The following is a 20201-nucleotide window of genomic DNA, read 5'->3' on the forward strand; positions in this document are numbered from 1 at the left end:
GAACGGCTCCACCGTTCTGAGGACGGGGCTTCCTACAAGGGAAGCCTCGAATCGGAGGTTTCAGGACTGAAACGCCGCAAGCGTCGTCTGTCCGAGTTTCGGACTCGGCGTGCGGTGTCCTGCGGTGCTGTCACAAGCACTCCCGTCCCGTGGCGAGTCATCGGTGTGCGGTTTCAGCGCGCACCTCTCTCCCCACGGGTTGAGGCGACCGGCGATGTTGGCCGCCGCGTTGATGTCCGCTTGGTACTCCGTCACCCAACACTCGTCGTTCGTGCATCGGAACGCCGCCTGCGAACTGCGAGAACCGAGGTGACCGCAGGCGTGGCACGTTTGGGACGTGTACGCCGGGTTCACGAACCGAACGGGAATACCTGCGTCACGGGCTTTGTCTTCAATGCGCCCGGTCAGACGCGCGAACGCCCAGTTGTGGAGACGGCGGTTCATCCACTTGCCGTAGTCGAGATGTTCGCGGATGTACGACAGGTCTTCGAGAACGATAACGGGGTTCTCGAACTGTCGAGCGTACTCCACGGCTTCGCGGGACACCTTCTCAACGATGTCGGTGAGGGCGTTCTGGTAGTGGTCGAATCGTTCGTCCACGCGCCACTCGGCGGCGTGTCGCGCTTGGAGACGGCGGAGGGTCGTGAACATCTCTTTGCGGAGGTGTCGTGCCCGTCCGCCGTCGTAGATGTACGGTTGGGTTGGAGTACCGTCCTGACAGGCACAGCCCGTCAGGAGTTTGGATTCGCCGATGTCGAAGCCGACCGGCGTCGGGTCGTCCGGTTCTTCTGGTTCCGCGACCTCGTACTCAACGGTGACGTGAAGCACCCACGTCGTTCGGTGTTCTTGGAGTCGGAACTCCCCGACCGTCACATCGCCGCCAAGCAACTCCGCCCAGAGCGATTCCTGCGCGGGGTTGATGCGGAGCGGAATCCAAAAGGCATTGCCACGTCCGGCTTGGGGAACGCGCCAACAGAACTCGTGCGCTCTGTCGTCGGAGTGGTCGATTCGGAATCCCCGATTCGTGAATCGAACCGGGTGGTCGTCGTCCAACTCGGAAGCGTTGTACGTCCGGCGGAGTTGCGGGACGTAGTTCTTGAGCGCGTCCTTCGCGTAGGACGTGAGATTGTAGCTGGTGACGACATCGTTGACCGCCGTCTGCGTGTCCGCACCACTCTCGAACGATTCAGAGAGTGCGCGGCGGTACGTCGCCACGGTACGCTGAAGCCGTTGCTCTTTGTGCGCCGTCGGGGGCGCGAGCGTGGCTTCGAGCGTTTTCGTGGCGGTGGCGGTCACAACAGTACCAACGAACCCATGCAAGTTACGACTATTGGAAAACTAAGGTCTGGTAGAGATGCCGAACCTGAACATCGAAGTAAGCGACGAGGAGTACGAACGACTGAGCGAAGTGAAAGACGCACACGGCCTGACGTGGCGCGGACTCGTCATTTAGGGCGCGAAGGCGTTGGACACCGAGGGGCCACTGTAGGGCAAGGGGTGGCCTGTACGAACGCGATTCCTCCCCACCGTTCACGGCGGGGTTTCCTCGCTACCGCAAGATGAGCCAGCCACCGGAGGATTCAGCGCCCCACTCCGCAGGCCCACCGGATCGACAAACGCTGCGCCTGCTGGAGCGACATCTTTCATCGGATTCACTCATCGCGGAGACTGCGTTCGATCCGGATGCCTACGAACCCCGAGTGCTTCAAGGACTGTTCGACGCTGGACAATATCCAGATTCGGTGACAGCGGCCCGACTCGACATTCGGTGGTTCACAACTAGTGATTTCTCGGTACACTACATCGAAGAACACGAGGATGGAGAGCGCTGGGAGTGCCGCTGGGATCGGCACCCGAACACGCACAACATTCGGTTACACTTCCATGAGCCACCGTCTGCTACCGAAGTCACTGACCTCACACTTCCGTCGCTCCATCCACTCGAAATCTACTCCACCATCCTCACAGCGATCGAGCAACGCATCGAGACACTGTGGTCGTGATTCCCGCGTCTTCAGGCGCGGGAGGAGGTCAATACGCTCGTCGGGATCCGGCCGCGTCTGGAGGGGCAGTCGACACAGATCGGGTGGGTGACCCGCTCGTCCACACCGGGGACATGAGCCCACAGAACTGGAAGAGACGACAGATCTCAACGAGAGCACCCCTCTATGAGCACCTCAACAGGTTCGTCGACGCCGGTCTCGTCGAGAAACGGCAGCGGACCGAGCGAACGGTCTTCGGAGCGGTGACGCTCACCGGGGGGGTCGACGAACTGACCCGCAGCGAACAGGAGTTCGAGCGCATATACGACAGTTCTGCTGAGAGGAGGTCCCCGAGCATTCGGGTCGTGGGACCCACTGCCGTAACCGATGGGAGAGTTCGAGACGGATCGAGAGCGGTGCGGCACGCGACCGTTCTCACCACGGGGAACTGACTATCGACTACTGCCCAATCGGAACAGAATTATCAGTACGAGCGAATTATGTATTGACACATGAACACGCAGATCACCTTCGTGCTCGACTCGTCGGGATCGATGAATTCGATCGCTGACGATACCAGAGGCGGTTTCAACGCATTTCTCGACGACCAGCGCGACGAAGCGGGCACGGCGACGGTCACCCTGTACGACTTCGATACGACTGTCGACCGGGTGTACGAGCGGTATCCTGTCGCCGACGCCCCGGAACTCGACGAGGAGAACTACACGCCGGGCGGGCAGACGGCGTTGTACGACGCCATCACCCGGGCCGTCGACGAGACTGGCAAGGACATCGCCGCAATCGAACCGGCCGAACACCCCGATAAGGTCATCATCGTGGTGCTGACCGACGGAAAGGAGAACGCCTCCGAGACACCCCTCGACGCCGTACGCGGCCGCATCGAACACCGTCAGGAGGCCAACGACTGGGAGTTTCTCTTCATCGGCGCGAATCAGAACGCCGTCCTGACCGCCGAGGGAATGGGTATCGACCGGGACCGGTCGTTGACCATGGCGCACGACGGTGACGGAACCAGAGACGCCTACCGGTCGACGTCCGAAAATATCAGCGAAGCCCGCTCGCAGGGTTCGATGAGCGGTTTCGACGACGAAGACCGGAAGCGCCAGGAACGAACCGAGAGCTAATCTCGGGAGACGCAGTCTGAGGCCGTCGTCTCGGAAACAGTCGAGTGAGTCGTGAGTTTCGGCATCTGCGGCTCTGTTGAGTCTCATAGCGACAGAGGATTTGTTGGGTCCGTGCCACCCTTGGACGACAATAGACGAACTGCGAGAGCTTGCTGATGAGATGCCAGGGACGCAACGCCCGCGCTGGGAAACTGAATTTGACGTAGAGATATTCCGGGACGAATAGCCGGATTCACCAGCTTGTATGGTTTCTGATCAGTATGCATGGGTCTACCGAATAGCTGTTTCACGCATACCGAGCGGCTAGGTTCAGTGCGGCCTACATCGGATGAGCACGGTATTGCGCGTGGATTCGGATCGAGAACCCAGCGGGTGGGTACGCCCGTGGTCAGTCACCGACATCCGGCGTGCTGGCCTGCCTTTCACCGCGGCTCTCAATCGTTCATATCGTCTCTGGCGTGAATCTTGGCCTGTTCGCGAGCGCTGGGATTGACTGACTCCTTGAACGGAACCTTCGCTACCGTCGCATACACGGGTTCGCCAGCTTCATCTGCGTACTCGTCCGGAAGGTGGACTTCGAACTCCACGTCGACGTCCGCGTCGTATATCGAGTCGTTGAGCGGAACGTCGATCGCGGCCTGCAGTTTCGCCGCCGGTACGAATGCGAGGGCGAGATTGGTCTCGAGACCCGGATTCCACCACGCCGACGTCACGTAGCCACACTCGTCGCCGGTCTCCGGATCCGAGACGATCCAGAAGTCGGGGGCGTAGTCCTTGATCGGGTCGCCGGCCATCTTGAGGCCGACCAGCTTGTGCGTGAACGGGAACTCACCGTTCTCGATGACTTCCTGCTGGCGTTCCAGTTCGGTCTTGCCGATGTAGTCCGCGTCCTTATCGTCGGGAACCTGAAAGCCGAGGTTGACCTGGAACGGCGACGTCTGGTCGTCCATGTCCTGTCCCAGCGACATGATTCCGGCAGCGATACGTCGTTGATGGGAGATTCCCGTCGCGGCACCGCCGTGGGCTTCGACCGTTTCGAGGACTGGGTTCCACACTGCTTCGGCGTTCGTCGTCGCATCACGGACGTAGATCTCGAATCCCGCCTCACCGGAGAAGCCGGTCTGACTCACCAGCACCGGGATGTCGTTGACCGTGGCTTCCATCAGCCCGTAGTACGGGATGTCCTCGATCACATCTCCGATGAGTTCCTCCATCACGTCCGGCGATTTCGGGCCCTGGACTTGCATCGGCGAGACGTCGATCTCGTCGATGTCGACCTCGAGATCGGAGTTGACCGAGACCCCTTGCAGCCACTGTTTCAGGTCGGCGTCTGCGATGGAGAACCAGAACTCGTCGTCGGCGAGCCGTAACAGGACGAAGTCGTTGAGGATACCGCCGTCCTGGTTGCAGCAGATGGCGTACTTCCCGCGCATCGGCTCGATCTCGGTCGCGTCTCGCGTGATGACGTAGTTGACGAACGCCTCGGCATCGGGCCCCTCGACGCGAATCTGACGCTCGACCGCGACGTCCATCAGCGTCACCTCGTTGACCAGCATATCGTACTCGGCGTCCAACCCGCCTTCGTCGGGGTCGATGTACGCCCGCGGGTGGTACATGTGATTGTAGACCGTCGCTAGCCGACATCCCGCCTCGACGGAGAGATGCCAGAACGGCGACTGCCGAACGCGAGTCGATATCAGCAGGTCGACGTCTGCGTCGCCTGTCTGACGGAGATTTCTGGAGATGGTGCGATCCGATTGGTCCACGTCGGGGTGGTTCGAATAGTGTTGATTGTTCGTCATTGTCGATCTACTCCGGTGATCCAGCGCACTGTCCGAATAGCGCCGTCCAGATACGACTGAACCGACTGGCGTTGAATGCCGGGGTGACACCAACGGGGAGATATGCTTGTGGTTCGGTAGCTCTGGCTCGGTCGACACCATTGTGCGCTTGTGCCATACCACATAATCCCATACCCGTGACCGTATCGCTCTGTATCTTATATGAATAACCCAGTTAAATAGGGGTGAGGGATTCCGCGTCTCCTGACTCCTTCCGTCCGTCGTTCGACTGGTGCGGTCGGAGCAACAAGGGGGAGAATTGTCAGGCTCCTCTTTCTCTCTCGCCCCCCTCCACGGCGCGAGGTTAGTATGAAATTATCATGAATAAGGCTATCTCCGATCGAGTCAATTGATTCACATAGGAAGTCACCGGGTGGCCTCTGAAGGAGAACGCATATGCAAAACAGAACCGATACAACGTCAATCGCCCCGGCAGGGAACCGCTCCCGCCGTCGGACGCTCAAAACGCTCGGCGTCCTCGGCGTCGCGAGTGTCGTCGGAAGCGGGACGGCTCTCGGCGCCCAACTCGATACGCTCGTCGCCGCCGACCGCCTCACCGAGGTTCAGGCCGCCCAACTGTTCACCCAGGTCGAGAAGCTCACCGCCAGCAACGCCGTTGGTGGCGACAACTTCGGCTATTCGGTGTCGGTGAGCGGCGACGGAAACACGGCGCTCGTCGGAGCCCGTCAAGACGACGACGCTGGCCCTAGCTCGGGGTCGGCGTACGTCTACGACCTCACCCGGGACCCGCCGGCCGAGACGAAACTCACCGCCAGCGACGCCGCCATGTTTGATTTCTTCGGCTATTCGGTGTCGATGAGCGACGACGGAACCACCGCCCTGGTCGGAGCTTATCTGGACGACGACGCTGGACTCCAGTCGGGCACAGTGTACGTCTACGACCTCACCCAGGATCCGCCGGCCGAGACGAAACTCACCGCCAGCGATGGCGCCGCTGGCGATATCTTCGGCCATTCGGTGTCGGTGAGCAGCGACGGAAACACGGCGCTCGTCGGAGCCCGTCAAGACGACGACGCTGGCCCTAGCTCGGGGTCTGCGTACGTCTACGACTTGACCCAGGACCCGCCGACCGAGACGAAACTCACCGCCAGCGACGCTGCCGCCGGCGATTTCTTTGGTGACCCGGTGTCGGTGAGCGGCGACGGAAGTACAGCGCTCGTGGGGGCGTCCCACGACGGCGACGCTGGTAGTGGCTCGGGGGCGGCATACGTCTACGATCTGACCCAGAATCCGCCGGGCGAGGCGAAACTCACCGCCAGCGACGCCACCAACGGCGAAAACTTCGGTCGGTCGGTGTCGATCAGCGACGACGGAACCACCGCCCTCGTGGGGGCTCACTGGGGCGCCGCAGAGGGTTCTCGGTTGGGCTCGGCATACGTCTACGACCTCACCCAGGGCCCGCCGGCCGAGACGAAGCTCACCGCCAGTGATGCCGTCGCCAACGATTTCTTCGGCCATTCGGTGTCGATGAGCGGCGATGGAAGAACAGCGCTCATCGGAGCCTCTCGAGACGACGACGCTGGCAGTAGCTCGGGCTCAGCGTACGTCTACGACCTCATCCAGGACCCGCCGGCCGAGACGAAACTCACCGCCAGCGACGGCGCCGCCAACGATTTCTTCGGCCATTCGGTGTCGATAAGCGGCGACGGGAGCACGGCGCTCGTCGGAGCTTATTCAGACGACGACGCTGGCCCTGACTCGGGGTCGGCGTACGTGTTCGAGCTGAAACTGTCGGAGGTGTTCCCGGAGCCGATCGTCCTGAAGAGTGGGAAGGTGGTCGCTCCCCAGGATCTCGACGATGACGGGCTCTACGAGGACCTCGACGGCGATGGCGACGTCGACGGCCAGGATGTCTCGTACTTGACGCAACTGGAGAACGCCCAACGGAAAGGAGAGATTCAGCTCACTGACGCGCAGGTGGCCGCATTGGACTTCAACGGCGACGGGGAGTTCACCAAGAAGGACATCGCCGCCTACAGCAAGCGGTAGGCCCCGTAGAACCTCCGATTGGAGCAGGGGATCCGTGAAGCCCCTGTTACGTGTTGGACGGTCCGGCCGGTGAATTCGTCGATACGTCTTTGACGGGCTCCGGGTCTGTACGTGTCTCCCTCCCGAAATCGGTATTTCACACGCCGCCGCTCACCGGGCGACGATGACCGGAATGGGTGATTGGCGGACCACCTTCTGGGCGACGTTCCCGACGACCAGTCGATCGACTAACGAACCGCTGTGGCTCCCAAGTACGATCGCATCGAAGTCGTCGGCTCTGTTCAGAATCGCCCGGGCCGGATGACCCATCTGAACCTCGGTGGTGATCTGGGCATCGTACTCGGCGGCGAGTTCCCGGGCGCCCTCGAATACCGCCTTCGAGTGTTCTTCGGCGGCTTCTTCGATATCCTCCTCGAGGGCGAGTGCCGTGGCTGCGCCCCCCATCAGAGACGGTTCGCCCACGACGTGTAAGACCGTGATCGCCGCCTCGGGATGGTTCTCGAGAGCGTACTCGAGCGCTCGCCGGGCCATCTCCGAATCGTCCATCGGGACGAGAATCCGTGATATCATATTTAGACTACGGCCAGGAGGTGCATAAAATGGACACTCGCTCGTCTCGGGGGTACGTGTCGAACCGGCACCGGCTGTTGGACTCACCCGCGATAAGACGAGCAGTCGCTGAAGGATCCGTTTGCGTCGAGTCCGAGACTCGAATCCGCGGCCAAAACCCCTCCGAGAGCCCGTTCGGACCAGGTGCCGGAATACTCACTCGACCCACTCAGTGACGTGCGGCGAACTGGCGATGACGCCGTCGACGCCGCGCCGTTGGAGCGCCCACGCCCCGAGTCGTGAGTCGACAGTCCACGCGTTCACGGTCATCCCCGCCCTATGGGCATTCTCTACGACGTCCGTCAGGAGACAAAGCCACGCGTTCGGGTGGACGTACGCGCACTCGAGGTCGTTCGCGACGCCGAGGTCGTCGCCGGGCCGCAGACCGAGCACGTACGCCAATTCGACGCCGGCGTCGTCGTCCGCGTGAACCCGACGGATTGCGTCGGCGTCGAACGAGGAGACGATGACCTCGTGCTCGACTGACCGGGCGACCTCGAGGGCTCGCTCGACGGTATTCGGGTCTTTGAGTTCGAGGTTCACCCCGGTGTCGGGCGGAATCGCATCGAGGACGGCTCGGAGCGTCTGGACGCCCTCGCCGTCGTGAACGTCGAGGCCGGAGAGTTCCGTCGCGGTCAGGTCGTCGATGCTCGTCACGCCGTCAACCGCGATGTCGACGAGGGGGTCGTGCACGACCACCAGTTCGCCCGAGGCACAACCTCGAACGTCGATTTCGATCATGTCGGCGTGGGGGACCGCCTGTTCGACGGCCGCGACGGTGTTCGCAGAGTACTGGCCGTCGAACCCTCGGTGGGCGATGAGACGCATCGGTCGCTCGCGGATTTGCGGGGGGCGCCGAAATGGGTTCGGGCCCCGGCGAACGTAAGCCGAAGAACGCAGTGACCCCAGCAGATAGTTCCAGCCCTCTCCCCTCTCCGTTCGACAGGCAAGTTCGAGTCGACCCCGCGGAGCGACAACCTGACATATCAACGCTCCAGCAGTGAAAAGCGGGGTGGAAAACGGCGTACACCCCCAGATTCACCGGAATGTGGGCTACGCTGTGCGGTGTAGGGGGCGTCGCGGTGGGTCCCGACCGGGTGATGGCGTTCGACTCGAACTGGGGGTTGTCGGAATTCGTATTCGGGCGTTTCGCTGGTTCTCGCGTCGATGTAGAACAGTTGGTCGCGGTGCGCGACCACGAGTTGGCTGTCGGCGACGATTGCTAAAATCAGGATTCCGGCGATACACCCCACTAACGAGGGGGTGTACCGGGGTTTTAGAATTCGAATCGATGGGACTAGAATCCGGCTTCGGTGAGATTGCGTGTTCGAGTAGAGCTCGATATTAGCCCTTACTGGCCGTCTCTGTGCCGAATTCTCCGAATGCGGGTTGTGCCGTGCGTGGCGAATACAGGTGTGTGTGGACGTCGATAGCCGGGGTGAATCTACACCCTGTACACGGTACTCCCTCCGGGAACCGGTGTCGCTGTACGCTCCTGAAACTCGAATTTAGCGGCCTCGTACCAACGAAGCGCTGTTTCAGAGGGGTGTACGCCGAAATCGACGAGGGAAAGTGTCAGATTCGGCAGATGAACGTACTCACTCGCATCACCGGTTGTCGACCGTGATCGACGAGGGGTCTAGCAGTCAGGTAGCAGGCTACAGAACGAACATCTAACGTGTGAGTCGCAAGCACGAAACGGAAGTGCGGCGGTTAGGGATTCGGGCGTGAGGCACGAACACCAATATCCTATTAAGTTCTCTAAAAAACTGGTTGTGAGTTCTTTCTGTTTGTCTATTTTGTTACCGTTTATCTTGAGTCAATAACCGCCCTTATGACGCTCACAAATCCTATTTACACGGTTATCACATCGTCTCACAGTATATCGTGTCTTCAGGAAGTAATACTAAATCATCAATCATGTATATTTGGTTGCAGAAATAAGTAAGAACGACAGTCATGCCAACTGTATCACCACAGGGACCAGTATACACCGGAGGAATGGAGGAGTTCGTCGTCACCGACGCCGGCAACTCGTACCGTCTGTTCTACCTCCCGGACGTAATGAATCCAGCGTTGAACGAGGCGGGAGAACCGATGTGGTTCTACTGGATGATGAACGAGGTTCGCATCGCCCGGGATCCCGTCTCAAGCGACTACAAGTTCCACCTCACAAAGTTCGCGGGCGTCACGAGTGAATCCACACACGTCGGCGTTGAGGGCGACGAAGAAGTCGCAGGCGGAGTACTCAGCGTCACGACGACCGGCGCGCCTCCGATAGAGATTCTACAGAAGTCCCAACAGCAACTGATCGAGAAGTTCAGCGGACGAGACGAGAGATACTGGGGCATCGCCTCGAACGCGACTCCGCAGTTCAGTCCGATTCCGCTCGCAAGCAGCTACACAGCTATCTCGAACCTCTCGCCGACAGCCAGCGAGGTGACTCCGACCGGTGGAGATGCCCCCGAAGACCGGAGCCTGATAACCGGGCCGCCGGTTCCCGAAGTTCGAATGTCGCGACGAAACGGGAGCCTTCGGTTGGGAGAAGCTCGAAGCAGTCGCTCGAACCTCGACAAGTGGTACGCGCGGTTGGAGGGTGGCGGAAAGGCCTCCATCGACCCGGCCGGTGAGAACGCGTTTACCGGACTGCTCGGCTCGTACGTGACCGCAATTCTGTGGGACGGGTTCCACGACGCGTACGCACCGGTCTCCGTCCGGCGCGACGTCGAACTCATGGTCTGGAGTCCCCAGATACAGCTCACAATGAACGGGGAGTGGAGCCGCATCTTCAGCCACTTCTCCGCAGCAGCTCAGTCTCGGACGTTCTTCAGTTCCAAGGCGATCCAAGCCGAGTGGGAGAACTTGGTAGTGAAAGGCGATATCCAAGTGCACCTTATCATCGACGGGACGGCACCCGACAGCGAGGAGATGCTCGAGATGGTTCGAGACCATCAAGAAGTCATCTTCGAGTCGTTCATGTCCCAGGCCAAGGAGGTCATCTTCGAGCCGCCGCCGAAAGTCGAACCCGCCGAAGCGAAAGGTGGGATCTTCGGATTCGGCGGTGGCTGGTCGGTCAAAGGCCAACTGGACACTCGGTTCGTCGAACTGAACTATACGGAGACGATAGACCGGAAGTACCGCCTCCCCCACTCGGTGAGCAGTTCGCTCAAAGGGTTCTACAACGAGATAAACGCAGACCCGGAGGCGGCTGACAAGTACTTCAGTAACCTCTACCTCGACGACTACTTCCGGAAGGTCACGAGACTCGTCTCGCCGGTCGTCAACTGGCCGAGCGAATCCGAAGACCAAATCGGAGACCCCGTCGAGTACGCCTCGTGTCAGATCGGATATCCCGACACGAACGGAGAGATGCAGTGGACCGGAACGAAGTTCTACTCGCACGACGACGCCGAGTGGACGCCGGCGTTCTCGAAGAAATCCGAGGATGAGGTCCAGAATCCACCTGAGGGGTGGACGTCGGACAAGACGTACGTCAAGCGCCGTATCGGTATGCTCGAACCGAAGGGCGAGAACGACTCTCCCTACATTCGGCAGTTCGTCGAAAAGGAGATCATCGAACTCGACGAGGGAGAGAACGGTACGCTGACGAACGACATCGACTTGGAAGTGCGGGCGGATTCGGCCGGAAAGCTCGAAATCGGCCCCATGTTCCTCAACGTGATGTTGGAGAACAACCGGCAGTTCGTCGAAGTGACGATCAAGCCGGCCGGAGAGACGGACGAAGGAAACGAGCGGAACCCGACGAGGTTCTCGTTCCAGTTCTCCGACCAGGATACTCCCCGGTACCTCGAGCTGTACACCGGACAGATGGATTTCGTCCCCGAGTACGAGTACAAAGTCCGCTGCGTGGAGCGAGGGACGTTCTCGCAGATCGGCCGCGAGTGGGAGGGCCCGTGGGTGAGAGAGGTCGGAAACGGGCCGATCATGATCTCGGTACCGAACCCCGAGAGTTCCGAACCACGGCTCCTCTCGATGGAAGAGTCCGCGATCCCGCCCGAGGAAGTCGGGAGCGACAAGGAAGCCGTCGACATCGAAGTCACGGCGCCGGACGGTGCTACGAAGCCCGGGTCGACGGCCTCACAACCAGGGAGTTCGACAAACGAGCCCCAGAACCACTCGACGACCAGCGACGGCCAAGAGGCGGCGATGAAACCGAGGAGCCGTCATTCACACTCGAACGTCGACGCATCCGAGACGGAAGCGAGCGGTGAACGGACGTACGCAGAGCTGAAGACGATCGGCGGCTGGGGGACCGCCCGACCGGAGTGACCTGAGTGGAGTCACCCATGTCCAATTCACTACGTTCCGGTCCCGCGGCCGATGCCGAATGGCGTACCATCGACACGGGTGATGAACGGATGCCCGTCGTCGCGGTCGTGCCCGACGCGAACGCCGAGGTGACGTACGTGCTCCCGGATCGCCCGAGGATCACTCGAGATAGCGCCGGCCGGCCGATTCTCACGTTCAAGCTGCTGCTCGAACGGCAGCCGATGGCGTACGAGGAATCGATCGCACCGCTCGTCGAGGGCGGTATGCTGAGTTTCGAATCGTCGCTGGCAGTTCCGGACACGATACTGGCGGAACTCGGCTGCAACTCGAACAGCGAGTACCGACAGCTCTACGCTCGAACCGTGGTGTTCGAACTCAGAACCGACGAGACCGTGTCTCCAGATGCGGCCGGCGGAGAGCACGCAGAGGACGGTTCGAACGGCACGGAGCCGGAAGGTGAAGGAGGGGTATCGACGTACGGGAACGGGTCGCGGGTACTCATGGAATCCACCGCGTCGGGAACGAATCCGCGTGCAGCCCTCAGTGCATCACTCGAGAGAGACGACGCCATATCAGTCCTCGAGGCGTTCGAGGGGACGGGCGACTCGCTCGTCCTCGGCGTTGACGTGACGTACGGCGCACGCTCGGTGGGAGAGCTCCATCTCCGGGGTTCTTGGGCCGACATCTACGACTTCCTCGCCGACCGAATCGACGAATCAGTCACGACCGCTCGCCTCCGAGACCTCTTCGACGAATTAGTCGACGATGGCGTCGTGAGCGTCCAGTCGGCCGTCGACCAGCCGACGGTTCGAGAGGCGGCGTTCAGTGCCTTCCTCGACCAGTCGTTTGTCGTCCTCGCTCGGGGAGACGACGAACCGCGATATTCGCTCCGAGAACGACCGGATCAGATGTTCAGACTGAGCTACAGTGAACGACAAGACAGCGTGACGGAGCAGACTCGAACTGTCTCCGCACCACTGACAACAGTCCTCGGAGAGGTGACAGACGAGTTTCGGACCGAGGAGCTGGTGAGTATCATCGCCCTCGACGCGGACGGCGGCGTCGAACCGACACCACGGCGTCGTCGAGACGACTCGACGCGCTACCGCAGACAGCATGAAGAGCGTCCGACCCGACTCGCCGTCCGTAACGGTGAAATACGGTCGCTTGCACTCGATCTGAGCAGTACGGCGACGACGGTGATACCACAGGGGGTCCATGCGGATCCATCCGCGAAGCTACTCGTCCAGCAGGAGCGACCGCTCTGGGCGCTCGACGACCTCGTCGTCGAACCGAAGCCGCGAGCACGGCTTCCCGTCGTAGACGACCCAGAAGGGTTACTGTGGCCCGACAGTCGAGACGCGAGCCGTAGTTGGTACGCGCCCGAGTTCGAGCTGGTCAGTCCGGACCCGTCATCGTCCGTCGAAACGAGCCCGTTCACGTTCGGGTACGAACGGACCGGGGTGACAGAAGGCGGAAAACCGGGGTTAGAGGCGACTATCGACCTCGAACTCCGGCAGCGTCCGTCTCCGGAGGTCGAACGAGCGATCGCGGCTGACGACCGCAGATCGAGCCCCGTCGAACTGCGAGACTTGTCGGTCTGGCTGGACGTTCCGTTCGTCGACTCCGAGACAGGTGAGACCCGAAGCCACCGGGTCGATGCGGATGTGACACGCGAAGGCGGACGCGTACGTGCGAGCGTTCACCTACTCAACGACTGGGTTCGTCTCTGCTACGGAGCGCTAGCGATAGCGGAGTTCCAGAGCCGGCGGGCAGCGATCGCCGTCGAGTACACCTTCGCGGCGTATCTCAACACCGGTAAGGAACAGTATCAGCTCGCTCGCGGCGCCAAGAGCGCGGGACCGACCGTCGTGTACTCGTCGGAAGCCGTCGAACGGGCCGAATCGTCGGTCGTGCTCGACGCGTCCACCGCGACACTTCACTTCCCGGGTCAGCGGCTACAGATGGCCCGTGACGGGAACGTCTCTCAGCGCTCGCGTGCACTCCTCGGATCGAGGACCGATGTGGGCCTCAGATCCGGCGTAGAGAGCACTCTGATCCAAAACTATCGGCCGACCCCCGCCTCGGTGCTCGTTCGGCCCGAGATTTCGACGATCAAACTCCCGGACTCGACGGCGAAGACACAGCGACGGACGCTCGTTCGACAGATACAGGTAGACGTGTTCGTCGCCTGTTCGCAGTTCGGACACCTCTACGTCGAACGGACGGAGACGGGAACCGCGGCAGTCGGGTGTCGAGACGCACTGCAACTCGGAGAGATCAGCTATCGTCAGTACGAGCAGATGGCAGACGTTCCGGGTACAGACGCCGAAATCAGCGAAGAGGTCGCTGCAGTGTATCGGTCGCTGATGCAACCTGGCCGGTTCCTTGTCGTCCCGTCACGGTATCGGATCACCCGACACGCCGTCGGGAGTCCGGAAGCGTACCAACCCGCTGCGGCCGTCTACTCGCTGATCGACGTAGCGGCCAATACGCAGCGACTCGTCTTCGACGCGGAGTTGCGTCCGGACGTGTCGCCAGCAGCGTTCCGCGCGCTCCGCGAGCGACTGTTGGCTCACGCTCCGAACCCTCGGTTGGTGTTCCCGACCGACGTCATGTCTTCGGCAGCGTACGACTGGGCGGGGACGTTCGAACCGACCGTTCTGGAAGGTGCGAACCGACTCCGCGTGACGATGGAGTCGGAACTCGCGACGGAGGGGCTTCTCATGCTCCGCAGGCTGTCGAGTCGCCTCGGTATCAGCGGCTACGCCCGGTTCGAACTCACGGACGGTACTGTGCTCCCGACCGCGGAGCTTGCACTTCAACTCTGCCGGCTCACCGGCCCGGGAGAATCCGGCCCGGTCGAAGTGACCGATCGTGGAGACTCGGTCCGGTTGTCGAACCACTCCGAAGAGCGCGTCGGCGTCACCGAACTGCGGACGTACACCGACGGGCGACGGACGTCGACGATTCCGATCGACGACTCCGTCGAGGCGGGCTCGACGACAGACGTGTCCGTATCGGCGGATCTTTCCGGTGTCGACGTGGTCGCCGTCGTCGAGCAGGAGACGTGTACGGCGCGGCACATCGACGAGACACGGGTCTTCGTCGGCGAAACGCCGGATTACGTCGAGGACATCGAGACGACCGTCCTGTTGTTCTTTCCGGACGTCGACCTCGAGGCGACCGAAATCGCCGAAATCGAGGCCGAAGCCCGATTTGCGGGCGACGAAGGGTCGTACCCGTTTTCGCTCTCCGGGGAGCCGCTGGTCGGAACGGTGACGGTCACGTATCCGCTGGCTGCGTACTTAGGCGACGGGAGCGCGCAGTTTCAGTTCAGACTGACGGTCGTGACGGAGACCGGCGAGAGGAGAGAGACGGCGTGGCTCGACTGGGATATCAGCGCGTCAGGCGTACTGATAGACGTCCCGACGGAGCTCCTCGTTTCAACCGCAGTGGATCGATTCGGAGGTGAGACACAGCCACAGACAGACTTGGAGAAGATGCCCGGGCCCGACGTGAGTCACCGGCCCGAGCGCACGACGAAGAGCGAGACGACCGAACAACGGCCGAGATAAATCCAGACAATGGCAACAACCGATTCCAGAGATCAAAAGAACAGCTATCACTACGTCGATGGCGAGCGGATACCGCTCGTGCGCGCCGACGGAGTGTACGTCGTTCGGTACGACCGAAACAGTAGAAACGCGAGCGAAGAGCTGAGTACCAGAGCTCAGCGGTTCGTGAACGAAGACTCCGAAGAGCTAGAGTACATCGACAACTACCGCCTGAAGGTGTACAAGGCGAACCTCAAGCAGAGCAATCTGGTGGGCGAAACGGAGAACGAGGTGGTGAACGAACTTATCGCGGAACTCAACGACGAGAAACCGGTCGAGTTCGCCTCAGCCGCCTACCGTAACGTCCCGGAGGACAAGAAAGACAGGTCGGTCTCGAGCGACGCTGACGACGAGGGCGAGTACGAACTCATGTTCGTCACGAACGAGTTCGTCGTCGCGTTCCACCCGAACATCCCGACCGACCGCATCGAGGAACTCAACGAGAAGTACGACGTCACCATCGTCAAAGAACTCGGTTACGTCGACAACGGCTACCTTCTCCAGGCCCCGAAGGGCGACGGAGACTTCGGGCCGGTCGCGCTCGCGAACACGTACTTCGAGACAGGCGACGTCCTGTTCGCGACACCGGATTTCGTTCGCAAGCGACACATTCGATCCTCAACGACGGCGCGGAAACGCCGCGTCTACCGAATCGCAGACGAGATGGGCCTGTCAAACGCGGACGTCATCGACCGGCTGGCCGAACACGGCATCTACATCAAGAACAACTTGAGTACCGTCGACGAAGAGGCGTATCGGGCGCTGCTCGCAGACGAGGACGGGCGGGCAGACAGGCTAGCGGCGACCCCGAAGAGTGGAGTCCCCGGAGAGCGCGTCTCCCGCAGCACGTACCTGGACGAGCAGTGGCACCTCGACAAGGCGAACGTCCGTGACGCATGGGGATTGACGAAAGGTGACCCGTCGATTCGAATCGCGATTATCGACGATGGCGTCGACACGCTCCACCCGGAGTTCGTCCACAACACGTACTGGGAGTACGACTACGACGAGTTCACTTCGGACGGCCGACCGAAGCTGTCGGTAGACAATCACGGTACTTCGTGCGCCGGCGTCGCAGTCGCTGCCGGCGAGAAGGTCTACGGCGTGGCACCTGACTGCTCGCTGATGGCCGTTCGGTATCCGCCCCACATGGGAGTCGCCGCAGAGGCGGAGATGTTCCGCGAAGTCTGCGATGAAGGCGCCGACGTGATCAGCTGTAGCTGGGGACCGTCGAAGGGCCGGTACACACTGACCGACAACGTGAGGTTCGCGATCGATTACTGTCTCAACCAGGGCCGAGTCGTCGACGGGGAAGCGCGGGGGATACCCATCACGTGGGCGGCCGGAAACGACGACGAATCCGTCGACACGGACGGATACGCGTCCTACGAGAGCGTCATCGCGGTCGCCGCGTCGACGAGCGAGGACACGCACGCGTGGTACAGCGAGTACGGAGATGCAATCTGGGTCGCCGCACCGTCGAACGGCGGGCAACGTGCCATATTCACCACAGACCGGCAAGGGTCGGACGGGTACAACACCGGATCGACCGCAGATGGAGACGCGGTCGGGAACTACTTCAACGATTTCGGCGGGACGTCGTCTGCGGCACCGCTGGTCGCGGGGGTAATCGGACTCATGCTGTCCGTCGATCCCGAACTCAGACAGCCGGACGTCAAGGAAATCCTCGCGAAGACCGCAGCGCAGATCGGCGGCGTATCGTACGCGGTCGACCCGGACGACCCGTTGGGGGTCCCCCGGCATCCCGAGTTCGGATACGGTCGAATCGACGCACGCGGAGCAGTCGAGGAATCGATCGGCGGGAGCGGCGTTGAGTCGACAGAGCCGTCCATCGAATCGATCGGTTCGGCGACCGTCGACAGAGGAGACTCCCCGCCGCAGTTCTCCGTCGACCTCGGGCCGAACGCAGTCTACGTCGTTGAGGTGGCGACGCGCGCGGAGTTGTTCGACGACGCGAACCACGGCGGCGAACGGTCGCTCGAGAACTTCTACCCCGTCTGGGCGACGGAGTCTCCCGACTACCAGACCGCCTCGACGTACGCACTTCCGGCCCACGTCTGGGACCGCCTGGAAGAGACCGACGAGTTGTACTACCGGATGCACTCGGCGGAATCGACTGCGGCGGGGTGGCCCGGATACCACGTCACGACGGCAGATACCGATTCGGAGTTTGCGCCCGCACTCACCGTGACCGACACGGAGGGGAACGGAAGGCCCGCGTCGGATACGTCGACGGGACCGTCCATCGAGCCGATCGGAACGGAGCCGTTCGACCGCGAGGGGGAAACACCGCAGTTCTCCGTCGACCTCGGACCGAACGCAGTCTACGTCGTCGAGGTGGCGACGCGCGCGGAGTTGTTCGACGACGCGAACCACGGCGGCGAACGGTCGCTCGAGAACTTCTACCCCGTCTGGGCGACGGAGTCTCCCGACTACCAGACCGCCTCGACGTACGCACTTCCGGCCCACGTCTGGGAACGTCTCGAAGAGGCCGACGAGTTGTACTACCGGATGCACTCGGCGGAATCGACTGCGGCGGGGTGGCCCGGATACCACGTCACCACGCACGACGCAGACGCCGAGAACGCACCGTCCGTGACGCTCGCGGGACGCGCTCCGAGACGAGACCGAACGATTCGAGGTCCCGAGAGAGACCGGCGACACCACTTGCCGATGAGCGGTTGAGACGACAGTCTGGCCGGCGCTCTGGAACCCCGGCGGATCGGTGTTCGTCATTGTCGCTGCCCGGACAGGACCCTCTGTCCCCTTCTGTGTCCGACGAGAGCGGGTTTCGTTTCTGCGGGAGAGACGTTGCTTGCAGACACGTCGGCCTCCTCGTCGGCACCGTGGCCGCCTTGGCGTCCCGCAGTCACGTTCTTCGTTCGCGAGCACCCCATCGTAACCGAACGCCTCCTTTCCTCCGAAGCGATGGACACCGATTGTAACCGGCAAACAGACTCCACTCGCCATAATGAGCTGATCGACACAGTAGAGCGTCCGATCGCCCTGTTCGATCGTCCGGAGGACGGTATCCTCGGCGAGCCGCTCGAGGTACTTCTGCGCCGTCTTCACGGAGACGCCCGTCTCGTTGGCGACCCGCGATGCGGTTCGAGGTATTCTCGGCGTCCGAGCGGCGGCACGGACTCGCTCGCCGCGCGTCATCGAGCCGCTAGGCGCGTCTTCATGCTCGTCACACGCAGGTGAGACGGCGAGTTGGCGGGAGATAATCGCTGGATTGGAGAGATGGGAATCTAGCGTGACAGTTCACGAACGGGTGGGTTGCTGGAGAAACAGGTAACGCCGGATGGAGAGGATACCAACCCGGGTGACGATACGAGGGAGTTAGAGCACGCGGCCGACGACGGTTGCCGTCCGCTGAACGAAGTGCAAGTCGCCGTCTTCCCGAAACGGACGCGTCCCGCTCAGGTCGCGTTCTTCGTCGGCCCGAAGCATCTCACGGACCGTCTCGGCTCGGTGGTCCGGTGTCTCCGCGTTGCTAAGCCACGCTTCCATCTCCGGCACGAGCGTTCCCGTCCGCACCTGCTCCACTTCGATTCCCCGTTCGGCGACCGTCTCCAATAGCTCGCTGAGTGAGAGCGCTCGAACGTGAGAGGGATCCCGGAGGCGTTCGAACTCGTTTTGATAGGTCCCCCGCTCGGCGTGCTCGCTGACCACGAGGTCCTCAACGGCGACCATCCCGTCCGGACGACAGACCCGCACCATCTCCTCGAGGACCCGTGCGGGGACCTCGACGTGGTGAAGCGCGAGGCGACAGACGACGGTATCGAAGGCGTCGTCGGAGAACGGGAGCGACTCGGCGTCACCCTGCAGGAACACAGCATTGTCCACACCACGGTCGCGCTTTCGATCGACGGCGATGGCGAGTGGTGCGTCGGTAAGGTCGATTCCAACGACTTCCTGACAGACGTCCGCGAATCCGAACGCGACGTGTCCCGGTCCGGTTGCGACCTCCAGAACGCGCGAGTCGGGACCGACGCCGGCCATCCGCACCAATCGATCGATTCGCTCCGTGTCCGTCACCGAAGCGTTCGAAGCGTACGCTTCGGCTTGCCTCGTGAACGCCGCCTGTACCGTCTGCTTGTGATCGTCTGTGTCGGACATGCGACTACCAACGGCCGAGAGATGTTTAGTGTACTGTCGTTCGTCTCTCGTGGAGGGCGTCGATTTGATGAAGACGTGCACTGCTCATCATCGACAGCCCTGACTAACAGTATAGGACAATTTTACGTACATATCAGAAATTTAGTGTATACATAGTGTCTGAATATCTACCAAATGGGCCTATATGGGCACTATAGGCACCGCGTTTCGAGGTGGCTATGTATATACGCACAATCTCAATCCGGTCATCCTCCCATGAGAGAGTATGTACACAGCAGCCGAACTCAACGATGAATTTGAACCCGTAGACGCTGACGAATGCGTCGAGATGGGGCAGGCATTGGAGGTAGGCTACTCGATGGAAACACTCGTGCAGAGCTTGGCGTTCGACGAAGCGACGATACGACACCACCTCCAGGGACATTGTTCGCATTAGTCACCGCCTCCAAGACATCCGGCGAGCGAGGTAGAAGAGACGGCTAACTACGAAATCCCATTCTGGGGACGTCTTCAGGCGCGAGAGACGCTCAATACACGACGCCAGTGGGGAGGCGGTTCCGTTAC

13 protein-coding genes and 1 pseudogene are annotated in these 20201 nt (G+C 61.5%); 8 read left to right on the forward strand and 6 right to left on the reverse strand.

The annotated features are described in order from the left end of the window. Positions 1-60 precede the first annotated feature (60 nt). Complete coding sequence (locus C474_RS08650) at positions 61-1296, reverse strand: RNA-guided endonuclease TnpB family protein (RefSeq protein ID WP_008385916.1); 1236 nt, start codon at positions 1294-1296, stop codon at positions 61-63. Between the two features lie 263 nt (positions 1297-1559). On the opposite strand from C474_RS08650, the gene C474_RS23540 reads away from it, so the two are divergent. From C474_RS23540 to C474_RS08660, 3 genes are all read left to right on the forward strand, one after another. Further along, positions 1560-2003 (forward strand): hypothetical protein, encoded by a 444-nt coding sequence (locus C474_RS23540; RefSeq protein ID WP_083861993.1) that lies wholly within the window; start codon positions 1560-1562, stop codon positions 2001-2003. Between the two features lie 83 nt (positions 2004-2086). Next, positions 2087-2434 carry a hypothetical protein gene (locus C474_RS23420; RefSeq protein WP_008385918.1) on the forward strand — a complete coding sequence of 116 codons (348 nt, stop codon included), beginning with the start codon at positions 2087-2089 and terminating at the stop codon, positions 2432-2434. 60 nt (positions 2435-2494) lie between these two features. Further along, positions 2495-3127 carry a vWA domain-containing protein gene (locus tag C474_RS08660; protein ID WP_008385921.1) on the forward strand — a complete coding sequence of 211 codons (633 nt, stop codon included), beginning with the start codon at positions 2495-2497 and terminating at the stop codon, positions 3125-3127. A 434-nt stretch (positions 3128-3561) separates the two neighbouring features. Here C474_RS08660 and C474_RS08665 read toward each other — a convergent pair whose 3' ends face one another. Further along, on the reverse strand, positions 3562-4929 hold the full coding sequence (locus C474_RS08665; protein ID WP_008385923.1) for an aminomethyltransferase family protein: 1368 nt from the start codon (positions 4927-4929) through the stop codon (positions 3562-3564). A 435-nt stretch (positions 4930-5364) separates the two neighbouring features. Here C474_RS08665 and C474_RS08670 point away from each other — a divergent pair, with 435 nt between their 5' ends. Beyond that, positions 5365-6978, forward strand: coding sequence for an FG-GAP repeat protein (locus C474_RS08670; RefSeq protein ID WP_008385924.1), 1614 nt, complete (start codon positions 5365-5367; stop codon positions 6976-6978). 150 nt (positions 6979-7128) lie between these two features. Here the strand turns inward: C474_RS08670 and C474_RS08675 are convergent, their stop codons facing one another. Together C474_RS08675 and C474_RS08680 are read right to left on the reverse strand one after the other, a co-directional pair. Then, a complete protein-coding gene (locus tag C474_RS08675) occupies positions 7129-7548 on the reverse strand; it encodes a universal stress protein (protein ID WP_008385926.1) in 420 nt (139 codons plus the stop codon). Between the two features lie 195 nt (positions 7549-7743). Continuing rightward, a complete protein-coding gene (locus tag C474_RS08680; RefSeq protein ID WP_008385929.1) occupies positions 7744-8415 on the reverse strand; it encodes a glycerophosphodiester phosphodiesterase in 672 nt (223 codons plus the stop codon). Between the two features lie 1173 nt (positions 8416-9588). Between C474_RS08680 and C474_RS08690 the strand changes: the two genes are divergently transcribed. The 3 genes from C474_RS08690 to C474_RS08700 are packed head-to-tail and all read left to right on the forward strand — an operon-like array spanning position 9589 to position 18200. Next, complete coding sequence (locus C474_RS08690) at positions 9589-11877, forward strand: hypothetical protein (protein WP_008385932.1); 2289 nt, start codon at positions 9589-9591, stop codon at positions 11875-11877. A 17-nt stretch (positions 11878-11894) separates the two neighbouring features. Continuing rightward, on the forward strand, positions 11895-15455 hold the full coding sequence (locus C474_RS08695; RefSeq protein WP_152421631.1) for a hypothetical protein: 3561 nt from the start codon (positions 11895-11897) through the stop codon (positions 15453-15455). 9 nt (positions 15456-15464) lie between these two features. After that, complete coding sequence (locus tag C474_RS08700; protein ID WP_083861994.1) at positions 15465-18200, forward strand: translation initiation factor IF-2 N-terminal domain-containing protein; 2736 nt, start codon at positions 15465-15467, stop codon at positions 18198-18200. A 285-nt stretch (positions 18201-18485) separates the two neighbouring features. Here the strand turns inward: C474_RS08700 and C474_RS23545 are convergent. Together C474_RS23545 and C474_RS08705 are read right to left on the reverse strand one after the other, a co-directional pair. After that, positions 18486-18677, reverse strand: a pseudogene (locus C474_RS23545) (DUF7342 family protein); the annotation flags it as partial. 180 nt (positions 18678-18857) lie between these two features. After that, positions 18858-19637 (reverse strand): class I SAM-dependent methyltransferase, encoded by a 780-nt coding sequence (locus C474_RS08705; protein ID WP_008385938.1) that lies wholly within the window; start codon positions 19635-19637, stop codon positions 18858-18860. A 265-nt stretch (positions 19638-19902) separates the two neighbouring features. Between C474_RS08705 and C474_RS22330 the strand changes: the two genes are divergently transcribed. Next, entirely contained in the window at positions 19903-20073 is a 171-nt protein-coding gene (locus tag C474_RS22330; protein ID WP_160166827.1) for a hypothetical protein, read from the forward strand. The last annotated feature ends 128 nt before the right edge of the window (positions 20074-20201 follow it).

This window comes from Halogeometricum pallidum JCM 14848 (genome assembly GCF_000337095.1).
Lineage (GTDB): Archaea > Halobacteriota > Halobacteria > Halobacteriales > Haloferacaceae > Halogeometricum > Halogeometricum pallidum.

Bases quoted from the DNA above. Each gene is read 5' to 3' on its own strand.
- C474_RS23540 (WP_083861993.1), top strand. From the start codon at position 1,560: ATGAGCCAGCCACCGGAGGATTCAGCGCCCCACTCCGCAGGCCCACCG.
- C474_RS08660 (WP_008385921.1), top strand. From the start codon at position 2,495: ATGAACACGCAGATCACCTTCGTGCTCGACTCGTCGGGATCGATGAAT.
- C474_RS08665 (WP_008385923.1), bottom strand. From the start codon at position 4,929: ATGACGAACAATCAACACTATTCGAACCACCCCGACGTGGACCAATCG.
- C474_RS08670 (WP_008385924.1), top strand. From the start codon at position 5,365: ATGCAAAACAGAACCGATACAACGTCAATCGCCCCGGCAGGGAACCGC.
- C474_RS08675 (WP_008385926.1), bottom strand. From the start codon at position 7,548: ATGATATCACGGATTCTCGTCCCGATGGACGATTCGGAGATGGCCCGG.
- C474_RS08680 (WP_008385929.1), bottom strand. From the start codon at position 8,415: ATGCGTCTCATCGCCCACCGAGGGTTCGACGGCCAGTACTCTGCGAAC.
- C474_RS08690 (WP_008385932.1), top strand. From the start codon at position 9,589: ATGGAGGAGTTCGTCGTCACCGACGCCGGCAACTCGTACCGTCTGTTC.
- C474_RS08695 (WP_152421631.1), top strand. From the start codon at position 11,895: ATGTCCAATTCACTACGTTCCGGTCCCGCGGCCGATGCCGAATGGCGT.
- C474_RS08700 (WP_083861994.1), top strand. From the start codon at position 15,465: ATGGCAACAACCGATTCCAGAGATCAAAAGAACAGCTATCACTACGTC.
- C474_RS08705 (WP_008385938.1), bottom strand. From the start codon at position 19,637: ATGTCCGACACAGACGATCACAAGCAGACGGTACAGGCGGCGTTCACG.
- C474_RS22330 (WP_160166827.1), top strand. From the start codon at position 19,903: ATGTACACAGCAGCCGAACTCAACGATGAATTTGAACCCGTAGACGCT.